The organism is Luteimonas sp. 8-5 (assembly GCF_029763755.1).
Taxonomy (GTDB): domain Bacteria; phylum Pseudomonadota; class Gammaproteobacteria; order Xanthomonadales; family Xanthomonadaceae; genus Cognatiluteimonas.
The window spans coordinates 1-12,472 of sequence record NZ_JARUVM010000001.1 but is presented as its reverse complement, the minus strand read 5'-3'; the positions used below and the strand labels follow the sequence as shown (position 1 = coordinate 12,472).

The window sequence follows — 12,472 nt, the reverse complement described above, 5'->3', positions numbered from 1 at the left end:
GCCATCCAATGCCGACTTTTGCAGTCGCGACGCCGCGTGCGTCGTGCCTCGCCATGGCGCTCGCCTTCGCGATGCTGCCGGCTACCGCGGCCACTGCCGCACCCGATGATGAAGATCCCACCGACCTGCCCACCGTCGAGGTGCGCGGCGCCCTGCCCCTGGCCAGTGCCGTGGAAAGCATCGAACAGGCGCGACGGCGCCTGGACGAACGCGCCGGCGCCACGACCCTGGTCGACGGCGAACGCTATCGCGACGGACGCGTCGGCAATCTCGCCGATGCGCTCGGCCAGGCGGCGGGCGTGTTCGTCCAGCCGCGGTTCGGCGCGGAGGAGTCGCGCCTGTCGATCCGCGGCTCGGGGCTGCAACGCACCTTCCACGGCCGCGGGCTGGTCGTGCTCCAGGACGGCGTGCCGCTCAACCTCGCCGATGGCAGCTTCGACTTCCAGGCGATCGAGCCGTTGGCGGCGCGCTACGTCCAGGTCTGGCGCGGCGCCAATGCGCTCGAGGCCGGTGCGGCCACCCTCGGCGGCGCGATCGACTTCGTTTCGCGTACCGGACGCGATTCGCCCCGCCCCGTCCTGCGCCTGGAGACCGGCAGCTTCGGCACCCGACGCGCGCAGCTGGCCGCTGGCGGCGTGCGCGGCCGCGCCGACGCCTACATCGGCATCACCAGCGCGCGCCAGGACGGATTCCGCGAGCACGCCGTGCAGGAAAACCACCGGCTCTCGGCCAATGCCGGCTTCCAGTTCGGCGACCATCTGGATGCCCGCGTCTACCTCGCCCATGTCGACACGCGTTCGCAGCTTCCGGGCAACCTGACACTGGACGAAGCGCTCGGCGAGCCGGGCATGGCCGCTCCGGCCAGCGTGGTCCAGGACCAGCGCCGCGACTTCCGTCTCGATCGCGTGGCTGCGCGCCTGGCATGGGCGCCTTCGGACGACAGCGAGGCCACGTTGTCGCTGTTCGATTCGCGCAAGTCGCTCGACCACCCGATCTTCCAGGTGCTGCGCCAGGAATCGCGCGACCGCGGCGTGGACCTGCGTTGGCGCCACGACGGTGCAATCGGCGGCCATCGCAACCTGCTGGCGGTGGGAGCGTCGCGCACGCGCGGCACCATCGACGACCGGCGTTACGCCAACGTCGGCGGCGCGGCCGGTGCACCGACCAACCATTTCGACCAGGCGGCGGTCAACACCACCGTGTTCGTCGAGAACCAGGTTTGGCTGGCGCCGCAATGGGTGCTGTCGCTGGGCGCGCAGCATTTGCGTTCCTCGCGGCGCTCCCACGACCTGCTCGTTGGCGGAGGCCACGACGAGAGCTTCGATGTCGACTATCGCGCGACCAGTCCGAAGCTCGGCCTGCGCTGGGTGCCGGCAGACGGCGTGCAGTGGTTCGCCAATGTCAGCCGCAGCGCGGAACCGCCGAGTTTCGGTGAGCTCAGCGGCGGTGCCAATGTCACCCCGGTGCGGATGCAGCGCGCCACCAGTGCCGAACTGGGCGTGCGCGTGCAACGCGAACGCCTGGCGCTGGACCTGGCCGCCTACCGCGCACGCATCGAGGGCGAGCTGCTGTCCCTTGGCGATGCCCAGGGCAATCCGCTGGGAACGGTCAACGCCGACCGCACCCTGCACCAGGGCATCGAGTTCGCCTTCGAGTGGCGTCCTTCCTCCGCGTGGCGCCTGTCCGCCAACTACCTCTACAACGACTTCCGCTTCGACCACGACGCCGTGCATCGCGACAACGTCCTCGCAGGCGTCCCGCCGCATTCCCTGCGCGCGGCGCTGCGCTGGCAACCGGACGAACGCTTCCATGCCGAACCGAGCCTGGAATGGGTACCGCACGACTACTACATCGACCACGCCAACACGTTCCGCGCGCCGGGCTTCGCAACCTTCGGGATCAGGTTCGGCGGCAGCCTCGCCGCCGATGTCGAATGGTTCGCCGACCTGCGCAACCTCGCCGACCGCCGCTGGATCGCCAGCACCAACGTGGTCGCCGATGCGGGCGGCGTGGCCGGGCGCAACTTCCTGCCCGGCGACGGCCGCTCGCTGTATGTCGGCCTGGAATGGCGACCTAGGCCTTGACCAGCAGCTGCTTGGCGATCGCACCGTGCACCCGGCCGATGCCGCGCAGCAGGTGCAACGTGGCGAACAGCAGGACCACGCCACAGGCGAAGGCGACCGGCAGCTCCCACACGCCCAGCGTCGTCGACGGCTCCCAGTATCCGTACCAGCCGCCGCTCAGCGACCAGCCGTCGAAGGCACCGAACAGCGCGAGCGGCGGTGCCACGACCAGCACAACCGACGTGGTCAGCAAGGCCACTGCGAGCGTGAAGTACAGGACCCCGAGCGGCATCATCGCCAGCATGTACAGCAGCGTGGACCAGGTGCGCGGATCGGTGAACATCTCGCCGATCCGCGTCAGCACCGGACGATCGCGGTCGGCATACACCGGCCGGCGCGGCATGCGCTCGCCCAGCATGACCTCGACGATGCGTCCCTCGACCAGCGACAACAGCCGCACGGAACCCAGGAACAGGATCACGAACGGGATGCCGATGATGATCACCGAGAAGCCCAGCGACAGCGAGATGCCGGTGACGACCCAGGTGAAGTAGAAGATGCCGGTGGCAAGGGCGAGGATCGAATAGAACATCGCGCCATAGGTTTTTGGGTCGGCGGCGACGCCGAAGAAGCGCCCGAGCACTGAACTGCGCGGCGGCGGCGGCGGTGCGCGCAATGCGGTCTGGACCTTGGCCTCGGTATCAAGGTAGATCGCGGCGACTTCCTCCGGCGCGCCATAGCTGCCGGCGACCGCGGCGATGACCTCGGCCTCGGTCATTTCCGGATGCTCGGCCAGTTCCGAACGCAGGTACTCCTCGGCGTCGTACAGCGCGTCCTGCATCAGCGCAGGATCGGCGCCTGCGAGCGCGATGCGCAGCTGCGCGAGGTATTCGGGAATGGTGTTCATGCGGTTGGCCCCTGGAGGACGGAAGCGACGGACTCACGGGTGGCGCGCCAGGCGTCGGCCCAGGCAGCGAGGACGTCACGCCCGACGGCGGTGATGCGGTAGTAGCGGCGCGGCGGACCGGAGTCCGACGGCTCGACGAAGCTGTCCAGCAGGCCGGCGCCCTCGAGGTTGCGCAGCACCGGGTACAGCGCGCTCTGCTTGCCCGCGAGCACGCCTTCGCCGACCTGTTCCAGGCGCTTGGCGATCTGGTAGCCGTACATCGGCTCCGGCGTCGCCGCGAGCACGCCGAGCAAGGCCAGCGAGACGGTGCCGGTGCTGAGCTCCTTCTGGAACTTGCGCAGCAGCGCCTCGATCGTGGGGGTGGTGGCGGCCATGGGGTCTCCTGCCTGTTGTCCACCAAGCTATACCTTACTTCGATATAGCGAATGTGCCAGTAGTCACCCCATGCCAGAATCGGCGGACGCCCTCCAAGGAGTCCGCCGTGCCCCGCCATCGCCTGCTCGCCCTCGCCCTGCTCGCCTGCTGCGTTCCCGTTGCCGCCATCGCCGCGGACGAGGCACCGAAGCCGAAGTCGACCCAGGAGCTGCTCGACGCATCGCAGCCTTCGGACTGGCGCACGCCCGACCCTGCCAACCTCCTGTACATGCAGGTCCCGGCCGGGCGCGTGGTGATCGAACTGGCGCCGGACTTCGCGCCCGCGCACGTCGACAACATCCGCACCCTCGCCCGCGAGCACTACTGGGACGGGCTGAGCATCTACCGCTCGCAGGACAACTTCGTGGTCCAGTTCGGCGACCCGACGGAGGAGCCGGCCGAGCGCAAGCCGATGGGCAGCGCGAAGGAAAAACTGCCGGCCGAGTTCACCCGCGCCAGCGAGGGCCTGGCCTTCGACCGCCTCCCCGATGCCGACGGCTACGCACCGGAGGTCGGCTTCAGCAACGGCTTCCCCGCCGGCCGCGATCCGGCCAGCGGCCAGGCCTGGCTGGCGCACTGCTACGGCACCCTGGGCGCCGGCCGCGACGTCGAGGCCGATTCCAGCAACGGCACCGAACTGTACGTCGTCGACGGCCAGTCCCCGCGCCAGCTCGACCGCAACATCACCGTGGTCGGGCGGGTGCTCAAGGGCATGGAACTGCTCAGCGTGATCCCGCGCGGCCCCGAGCCGATGGGCTTCTACGAGGACCCCGCGCAGCGCACGCCGATCGTGTCGATCGCCCTGGCTTCCGAAGTGCCGGAGGCCGAGCGCACAGCGCTGCAGGTCCTGCGCACCGACGTGCCGCTGTTCGCGCAGCTGGTGGAGATGCGGCGCAACCGCAACGACGGCTGGTACAAGGTGCCGGCCGGCCACATCGACCTGTGCAACGTACCGGTCCCGGTGCGCCAGCCGCCCGCGGGCTGACCATCACATCGCATTGCCCGGCGCCTGCCTAGGCTCCTCGCACCCCACTGCGAGATCGCCCCATGCCGACCCTGCGCCTGCGACTGACCGGAAGCGAAGACGACACCCGAGCCGTCATCAACCTGCTGCAGAGCATCGAGGGAATCGAACACGTCGAGGAAGTGGCCGACATGATGGGCGGCATGGACGACGCCGACTCCAGTTCGGCCGGCCTGAGCGACGTCGAAGGACCCGAAGGCCACGAGCTCGAGATCCTGGCGCCGAACGCGTCCACGGCGCGCAAGGTCCGCGACGCGGTCGAGGCCCTCACCGTCGACCTCGACGTGATCGCCGAGTTCGAGGAAGAGGAAGACTAGAACGAAGCGCCGTCGACCTGGGCGATCTCGAGCGAGCCGAGGTCGACGTCGGGCAAGCAGCGCAGGTTCACCGCCACGGTGGGCTCGCCGGTCTTCGGGTTCACCGCCTCGCTGAAGGGCGCGATGCCGCAGGTCAGGCAGAAGTGGTGGGCGATGTGCTCCTTGTTGAAGCGGTACGTGCCGTAGTCGCCTTCCTTCGAGCTCAGCACCAGGGCTTCGCGCGGATAGAACGCCAGTAGCGCGCCGCGCCGCCGGCACATCGAGCAGTTGCAGTCGATCGCACGCGCGACGTCGCCGTGCAGGGTGAAGGCGATGCGGCCGCAATGGCAGCTTCCGGCGTGGGTCTGTGGCATGGCGGCGTATCCGGATGGGCGGCCCGCAACGATAGCGCGACCGTCGCCGTATCGCACGGCCCGCCGGTCACGGTTGCCGCAAGCCGCGGATTGCCGCACCCTTCGGGTTTCGTGTCTTCGGGGGAAGTATCGATGCGTAACCGGATCCTGCTGGCCCTGGCGCTTGCCGCCGGGCTGCCGTTGGCGGCACATGCCCAGGCGTCAGCCACGGCCGCCGCACCTGGCTCAAGCTGTGCCGAAATACCGATCGTGGGCGGCGATGCCGCCGCGGTATCGGTACCGAGCGCGCCGGACGCCTGGGGCGGCCCGCGCACCGGCGCCGAGGAGACGCTGTCCGACCGCGTGGTCCGCTACTCGATCGACGCCACCCTCGACCCGGTCAAGCACACCATCGAAGGCAAGCAGCAACTGACCTGGCGCAACCGCAGCGCGCAGCCGGTGTGCAGCGTCTTCCTGCACCTGTACCTCAATGCATTCGAGGGCCCGGGCAGCACCTTCATGACCGAGCTGCGCGAGAACAACGACGCCTTCCGCAGCGACGTGCGCACCAAGGACGGCGAGTGGGGCTACATCGAGCTGCGCAAGGTCGAACAGGGCGGCGCCCCGGTGCAGTGGAGCTTCGTCCAGCCCGATGGTGGCCCGGCCACCGACCGCACCGTGGTCAGGCTCGAGCTTCCGCAACCGGTCGCACCCGGCGCCAGCACCACGCTGGACATCGACTTCTTCGACCAGTTGCCGCGCGTGGTCGCGCGGACCGGCTACTACAAGAGCTTCCACCTGGTGGCGCAGTGGTTCCCGAAGATCGGCGTGCTGGAACTGCCGGGCGAACGCGGCGCCACCGAGCCGCGCTGGAACGCGCACGAGTTCCACGCGCACAGCGAGTTCTATGCCGACTTCGGCGAATACGACGTGCGCATCACCGTGCCCAAGGGCTATCGGGTCGGCGCCACCGGCGAGGAAGCCAACGCTCCGATCGAGAAGGACGGCAAGGTCACCCACCGCTTCCTGCAGGGCGACGTGCACGACTTCGCCTGGACCGCGGACAACCGCTACGCCGAGCCATTGGTCGGTTACTACGAAGGCGAAGGCAGCCCCCGCGTGACCGTGCGCGTGCTGTTCACGCCGGAGTACGAGAACAACGCGAAGCCGGCGCTGGACGCGACCATCGCCTCGCTGGAGTATTTCTCGCGCACGCTCGGGCCCTACCCCTACCGCACGGTGACGGTGGTCATCCCGCCGCACAACGCCGCCGAAGCAGGCGGCATGGAATACCCGACCTTCTTCACCGCCAGCAGCTACGCCAACGTCGACGAAGGCACGCTCACCCGCGACCTTCTCGACTTCGTGACCATCCACGAGTTCGGCCACGGCTACTTCTACGGGATCCTGGGTTCCAACGAATTCGAGGAACCGATGCTGGACGAAGGACTCAACGAGTTCTGGGACCAGCGCATGCTCACCGAGGCCGGGCGCGAGCTGCGCCTGGGCACCCCGTGGACGAAGAAGCTGGGCCTGGACCTGCGCCTGCCGGTGTTCGAAATGGAGCGCCTGGGCGCGATGACCGAACACCCGGCCGATGCACTTGGCCAGAACTCGTGGAACCGCATGTCGGGCGGGAGCTACGGCACCGTCTATTCGCGCACCGCCACGACGATGCGCGACCTCGAGGCCGCGGTCGGCACCCCGGCGCTCGAACGCGCGTTCAAGCTCTACTACGAACGCTGGAAGTTCCGGCACCCGAGCATCGCCGACCTGCAGGCGGCACTGGCCGAGGGCACCGGCGATCACGAAACCGTGGAGCGCCTGTTCGCCACCCAGGTCTACGACGTGAATCCCGTCAACGACCACGTCGAGGCATTCTCCAGCAGCGAGGTGCTGCCGCAGCCCGGCTACACGATGTACAAGGGCAAGCGCGTGGAGCTGACCCGTGCGTCGATCGACAAGGCCATCGCCGACCGGCGCGAAGCCTGGCGCAAGGCCAACCCGGAGGCCAAGCCGGGAGAAGGCCCGTTCCCGTACCGCACCAGGGTGCTGGTGCGCCGCGCCGGTGCCGACGTGCCGCAGACGCTGACGGTGACGTTCGCCGACGGCAGCACCGAAACCGCGCACTTCAGCGGCAGTCAGCCATGGCAGCGGTTCGAATGGACGCGACGGGCCAAGGCCGTGTCGGTGCAGCTCGACCCCGAGGGCAAGCATTTCCTCGACGCCGCCAAGCTCGACGACGGGCGCACGCTGGAGGCCGACCGTTCGGTCGCCACCCGCATCGGCAGCCAGTTCGCGACCCTGGTGCAGACCTTCTTCTCCTTCCTGGTGAGCCTATGAACCGCGCCTCCCGCCGCGGCGGCCTGGGCGCCGCCCTCGCCGCGCTGAAGTCCTCCCTGCAGTGGCGCATGCTGCTGCTGTGGATCCTCGCCACCCTGGTGCCCACGCTGCTCGTGGCGACCCCGTTGTGGGCCGCCTTGCAGGCGCACTTCGGATACACGCCGCACGCCGCCGACATTGCGGCCGGCAGGAACCTGCCGCTGCTTATGCAGGGCTTCGCCAAGGTCGGCGAGCAGTCGACGTCCGTGTTCGCCGGCCTGGCAGGCGGCGGGCTGCTGATGCTGCTGCTCTCGCCCTGGCTGACGGGCATGGTCGTCGCCTCGCTGCGCGCCCGCTGCCGGCTCGGCCTGGGTGAACTGGTGCACGGTGGACTGGCCGAGTACTGGCGGATGCTGCGCATGATGCTGTGGTCGCTGATCCCGCTGGGGCTGGCATTGATGGTCGGCGGTGCGATCTCCGGTGCCGCGGCCAGCAGCGTCGAGCAGCCTGTGCTCGCCTCGGAGGTCGAATCGGCCACGCGCGTGGGCATGATCGCGGCCGCGATCGTGTTCGTGCTCGCCCATGCCACGGTCGAAGCCGGCCGCGGCTGGCTGGGCGCCGACGCCGCCCTGCGCTCGGTGATCAAGGCGTGGTGGCGCGGCCTCAAGCTGCTGCTGCGACGGCCGCTCGCCACCCTGCTGGTCTACATCGTCGCGGGCATCGCCGGCTATGGCCTGGCGCTGCTGTTCGCCTGGCTGCGGTTCAAGGTGGACGGCGTGGGCACCGGGGCCTTCGTGCTGTCGTTCCTGTGCGGCCAGGCCATCGTCGCCGCCCTCGCTTGGGGCCGGATCGCGCGCCTGCATGGCATGGCCGACCTGGCCGCGGATCGCCTGGCGAGGAACTGATCGCCCGGTACGCGATGGCGATCACATCGCCCGAATCCCGGGAGCGGTACGCTTCCGGGCCAGGGGGATTGAATGCAGCCAGATTTCGGGCCCGATGATCCGGGTACCAACCAGGGCGGTCCGGAGGCGACCGCCCGCCACGACCAGGACGCCTTCGCCGTTGCGTTGCTGCAGGCAGCCACGCCGCAGGCAGTAGCCGCGGCGCTGGCGCAACGCCTGCCGGCCGCCGTGGTCGCCCGCGCCTTCTGGTCGCCGCGCTGGCCCGAGGCCGTGGACAGCGACCCCCCGGGGGCCAGCGACAGCGAGATCGCCCGTGCGGTGCGCGAGATCGGCGCGGTGCGCGCGTCGCGTGCGCCGGATCCGCGCTACCTGGTGCTCTGCGACGATGCGCAGGACGGCACCGCGGTCCTGCGCCTGCAAGCCCCACTCCCGGCCAGCGCCACCGTCGACGGCCTGTGCTCCATGGCTGGCGCGCGCATGGCCGAGCTGCTCGCCGCCGAGCGCCTGCGCTCCGAGCTTGCGACGCTGGAGAAATCCGGCCAGTTGCAGAGCGCCCTGTTCGCCATCGCCGACCTCGCCGGCTCCGGCCTGGACATGCCCGAGATGCTGCGCGGGCTGCACAACATCATCTCCGGGCTGATGTACGCGGAGAATTTCTACATCGCCCTGCACGACGAAGCCGGCGACAGCCTGCGCTTCGCCTATTTCGCCGACAGCGTCGACGAGGCCGGCCCCGCGCCAGGCCAGATCGTGCCCATGGCGTCGATCGAGCGTGGCCTGACCTGGTACGTGGTCAAGGACGCGCGCCCGCTCCTGGGCAGCAGCATGAATCCGCGCACCCGCCCGTCGGGCCCGCTGGCGCTCCACGGTGCCGAAAGCACCGACTGGATCGGCGTGCCGATGCTGCGCGACGGCCACGTCCATGGCGCGCTGGTGGTGCAGAGCTACCTCGAAGGCACCCGCTACAACCAGTCGGACATGGCGTTGCTGTCCTTCGTCGCCGAGCACGTCCTCACCGCGCTGGAACGCAAGGGCGCGCAGGAACAGCTCGAACGCCACGTCGCCGACCGCACCCGGATGCTGGCCGAGGCCAACCGCGAACTCAGCCGCGAAGTCGCCGAGCGCCAGCGCAGCGAGCGCCTCCAGGCCGCGCTGTACCGGCTGGCCGCACTGGCCAGCAGCGAAGAAGGCAGCGCCGCGTTCTACCGCCAGGTCCACGCAGTGGTCGGCGGCCTGATCAACGCGCGCAATTTCTACATCGCCCTGCTTTCCGAGGACGGCACCCAGGTCAGCTTCCCGTACGCCGTCGACGCCTGCGGCTCCGACTGGTCCACCCGCAGCTACGGCCGCGGCATGACCGAATACGTGATCCGCACCGGCAAGACCCAGGTGGTCGATACCGCGCGCATGATCGAGCTGGCGCGGGCGGGCGAGATCGACGCGCGCTACGTGGACAGCACCGTCAGCACCTGGCTGGGTGCCCCGCTGACCGGCATCGGCGGGGTGATCGGCGTGGTCGCGGTGCAGTCCTACTCGCTGGCGCGCGGCTACGACGACAGCGACGCCGAAGTCCTGACCTTCGCCGCCCAGCAGATCGCCAGCAGCCTCCAGCGCCGCGCCGCGGCCGAGCACCTGCGCGAGGCCAACGCGCGGCTGGAGGAGCGCGTCGAGTCGCGCACCCGCGAGCTGCGCGAACAGATCGCCCAGCGCGAACGCGCCGAAGCGCGCCTGCGCCACCAGCTGCTGCACGATCCGCTGACCGGCCTGCCCAACCGGGTACTGCTGCGCGAACGCATCGAACACGTGCTGGCCAGCGCGCGCGAAGGCGATGCGCCCGGCTTCGCCCTGCTCTACATCGACGTCGACCGCTTCAAGCAGATCAACGACAGCCTCGGCCACCTGGTGGGCGACGACGTACTCAAGCAGGTCGCCTTGCGCCTGGCCCGGGTGGCCCCCGCGCACGCGGTGGTGGCGCGCCTGTCGGGCGACGAGTTCGCGATCCTGCTCGAGGACGTGGAATCCGCCGCGGCCGCCGCCGAAGTCGCGCAACGGGTGATCGAGGCCATGCGCGAACCGATGCTGGTCGGCGACCGCCAGGTCCTGGTCAGCGCCAGCGTCGGCATCACCCTCGGCGACCGCGGCTATGAGGATCTCGACGCGGTCCTGTTCGACGCCGACGTCGCGCTGTACCGCGCCAAGGAGCACGGCCGCAATCGCCAGGTGCTGTTCGACGACGACCTGCAGCGCGCGGCGGCCGACACCCGGACGCTGGCGCGGCAATTGCGCGAAGGCCTGCTTGGCGACGCGTTCGTGCCGTGGTTCGAACCGCAGGTCCGGCTCACGGACGGCGCCATCGTCGGCCACGAGGCCCTGCTGCGCTGGCAGCATCCCGAACGCGGCGTGCTGGCGCCCGCACAGTTCCTGCAGGTCGCGGAGGACAACGGCCTGCTCGATGCGATCGACTGGCGCACCTACCGCCGCGCCTGCGAGGCGCTCGCGCACCTGCCCGGCGCCGGCTTCGTCTCCGTCAACGTACCGTCGCGACTGCTGCGCCATGCCGATTTCGACACGCGCCTGCTGCGCCTCGTGGAGGAAGCGAAGCTCGGTCCCGGCCAGCTCCGGATCGAGATCAGCGAAGGCACCCTCCTGCACGATCCCGACACGGTGGCCGGCATCCTCGGCCGCCTGCGCGACGGCGGCGTCGACACCGTGCTCGACGACTTCGGCAGCGGCTACTCCTCGCTCGCCTTCGTGCACCGGTTCCCGCTGCGCATGGTCAAGATCGACCGCAAGTTCGTCTCGCGCTTCGCCACCGACGATTCCGCGCGCGGCCAGGCCGTGCTTGCCGCGCTGGTCGCGCTGGCGCGCTCGCTCGACATCGAGGTCCTGGCCGAGGGCGTGGAGACCGAGGCACAGCGGCAGATGCTGCTGTCGATGGGCTGCCAGCACGGCCAGGGCTTCCTGTTCGGCCGGGCGCAGCCGTTGCGCGCATGAGCACCGGCAACATCCGCGTCGGCATCGGCGGCTGGACGTATGCGCCATGGCGCGACAACTTCTACCCGAAAGGCCTGGTCCAGCGCCGCGAACTCGAGTACGCCAGCCGCCACGTCACCGCGATCGAGGTCAACGGCACCTATTACGGCACGCAGAGGCCGGCGACCTATGCCAAGTGGCGCGATGAAGTCCCGGACGGTTTCGTGTTCTCCGCCAAGGCCCCCAAGCGCATCATGCAGTCGCGCACCCTGGCGAAAACCGGGCCCCAGGTCGACGATTTCGTCGGTGGCATCGCGACCCTCGGCGACAGGCTCGGGCCGCTGGTCTGGCAGTTCGACGCCGGCACGCGCATCGATCGCGACGATTTCGCCGCCTTCCTCGAGTTGCTGCCACGGGAAGCCGATGGCATCGCCCTGCGCCACGTGCTCGACGTGCGCGACCGCGCTTTCGTCGACGCCGGCTACATCGCCCTGGCGCGCAGCCGCGGTTACGCCACGGTGTTCACCGATTCCGCGGAACATCCCTCGTTCGCCGACCTGACCGCCGACTTCGTCTACGCCCGGCTGATGCGCGCGCGCAGCGCCATCGACACGGGCTATTCCGTCGCAGAGCTCGAGCAGTGGGCGCAGCGCGCGCAAGCCTGGGCCGCCGGTAACGAACCCGGCGACCTGCCGCGCATCGATCCCGCGCCGGCACCGCGCCGGCCGCGCGAGGTATTCGTGTTCTTCATCGCCGCCGACAAGGAACGCAACCCGGCAGCGGCGATGGCGTTGCTGCGCATCCTCGGGGGCTGAGCCTCAGGCCGCCTTCTGGCTCATCGCCACGCTACCCAGGATCAGCAGCCCGGACAGGGCCATGCTCAGCGTCAACGGTTCGCCCAGCAGCATCCATGCCCAGGCCACGCCGAACACCGGGATCAGGTAGGTGACGGTGGAGGCGCGGCTGGCACCGATGCCGGCGATCAGGCGGTAGTACATGACCATGCCCAGGCCGGTGCAGACCACGCCGAGCATGCCGGCCGAAAACCACGACGCCGCGGGAATGGCGGCCCGCGGCCAGCTCGCGATCGCGAACGGAAGCATCAGCAGCGCGGACGTGCCGACGGTCGCGGCCGCCACGGCACCCGCGGGCAGGCCCGACAGGTGGCGGCGGACCAGGTTGATGCCGACGCCGTAGAGCAACGCGCCGAGCGTG

11 protein-coding genes are annotated in these 12,472 nt (G+C 69.8%); 7 read left to right on the top strand and 4 right to left on the bottom strand.

All coding sequences use genetic code 11. The features are described from left to right. Positions 1-8 precede the first annotated feature (8 nt). Positions 9-2,084 carry a TonB-dependent receptor gene (locus tag QAA18_RS00055; RefSeq protein ID WP_279410042.1) on the top strand — a complete coding sequence of 692 codons (2,076 nt, stop codon included), beginning with the start codon at positions 9-11 and terminating at the stop codon, positions 2,082-2,084. Here QAA18_RS00055 and QAA18_RS00050 read toward each other — a convergent pair. Together QAA18_RS00050 and QAA18_RS00045 are read right to left on the bottom strand one after the other, a co-directional pair. Then, complete coding sequence (locus QAA18_RS00050; protein ID WP_279410039.1) at positions 2,074-2,970, bottom strand: sensor domain-containing protein; 897 nt, start codon at positions 2,968-2,970, stop codon at positions 2,074-2,076. The two genes, QAA18_RS00055 and QAA18_RS00050, sit on opposite strands and share 11 nt — an antisense overlap. Next, positions 2,967-3,344 carry a PadR family transcriptional regulator gene (locus QAA18_RS00045; protein WP_279410037.1) on the bottom strand — a complete coding sequence of 126 codons (378 nt, stop codon included), beginning with the start codon at positions 3,342-3,344 and terminating at the stop codon, positions 2,967-2,969. The genes QAA18_RS00050 and QAA18_RS00045 overlap by 4 nt, the downstream gene beginning before the upstream one ends. 107 nt (positions 3,345-3,451) lie before the next feature. Between QAA18_RS00045 and QAA18_RS00040 the strand changes: the two genes are divergently transcribed. Both QAA18_RS00040 and QAA18_RS00035 read left to right on the top strand, forming a co-directional pair. Continuing rightward, the gene (locus QAA18_RS00040; RefSeq protein WP_279410036.1) at positions 3,452-4,369 is read left to right on the top strand and encodes a peptidylprolyl isomerase; all 918 of its coding nucleotides are present in this window, start codon (positions 3,452-3,454) and stop codon (positions 4,367-4,369) included. 62 nt (positions 4,370-4,431) lie between these two features. Further along, positions 4,432-4,725 (top strand): hypothetical protein, encoded by a 294-nt coding sequence (locus QAA18_RS00035; protein ID WP_279410034.1) that lies wholly within the window; start codon positions 4,432-4,434, stop codon positions 4,723-4,725. On the opposite strand, the gene QAA18_RS00030 is transcribed toward QAA18_RS00035, so the two are convergent. After that, positions 4,722-5,078, bottom strand: a complete 357-nt coding sequence (locus QAA18_RS00030; RefSeq protein WP_279410033.1) for a GFA family protein — start codon at positions 5,076-5,078, stop codon at positions 4,722-4,724. The two genes, QAA18_RS00035 and QAA18_RS00030, sit on opposite strands and share 4 nt — an antisense overlap. Before the next feature lie 132 nt (positions 5,079-5,210). Between QAA18_RS00030 and QAA18_RS00025 the strand changes: the two genes are divergently transcribed. The 4 genes from QAA18_RS00025 to QAA18_RS00010 all read left to right on the top strand — a co-directional run bounded on the left by QAA18_RS00025 (position 5,211) and on the right by QAA18_RS00010 (position 12,072). Next, on the top strand, positions 5,211-7,400 hold the full coding sequence (locus tag QAA18_RS00025; RefSeq protein WP_279410030.1) for a M1 family metallopeptidase: 2,190 nt from the start codon (positions 5,211-5,213) through the stop codon (positions 7,398-7,400). Continuing rightward, the gene (locus tag QAA18_RS00020; protein ID WP_279410029.1) at positions 7,397-8,284 is read left to right on the top strand and encodes a hypothetical protein; all 888 of its coding nucleotides are present in this window, start codon (positions 7,397-7,399) and stop codon (positions 8,282-8,284) included. The genes QAA18_RS00025 and QAA18_RS00020 overlap by 4 nt, the downstream gene beginning before the upstream one ends. A 72-nt stretch (positions 8,285-8,356) precedes the next feature. Then, entirely contained in the window at positions 8,357-11,278 is a 2,922-nt protein-coding gene (locus QAA18_RS00015; protein WP_279410026.1) for an EAL domain-containing protein, read from the top strand. Beyond that, entirely contained in the window at positions 11,275-12,072 is a 798-nt protein-coding gene (locus QAA18_RS00010; protein ID WP_279410024.1) for a DUF72 domain-containing protein, read from the top strand. Before QAA18_RS00015 ends, QAA18_RS00010 begins: the two co-directional genes overlap by 4 nt. 3 nt (positions 12,073-12,075) lie before the next feature. Here QAA18_RS00010 and QAA18_RS00005 read toward each other — a convergent pair. Continuing rightward, the coding region (locus QAA18_RS00005; protein ID WP_279410022.1) for a DMT family transporter at positions 12,076-12,472 on the bottom strand (397 nt) is incomplete at its 5' end.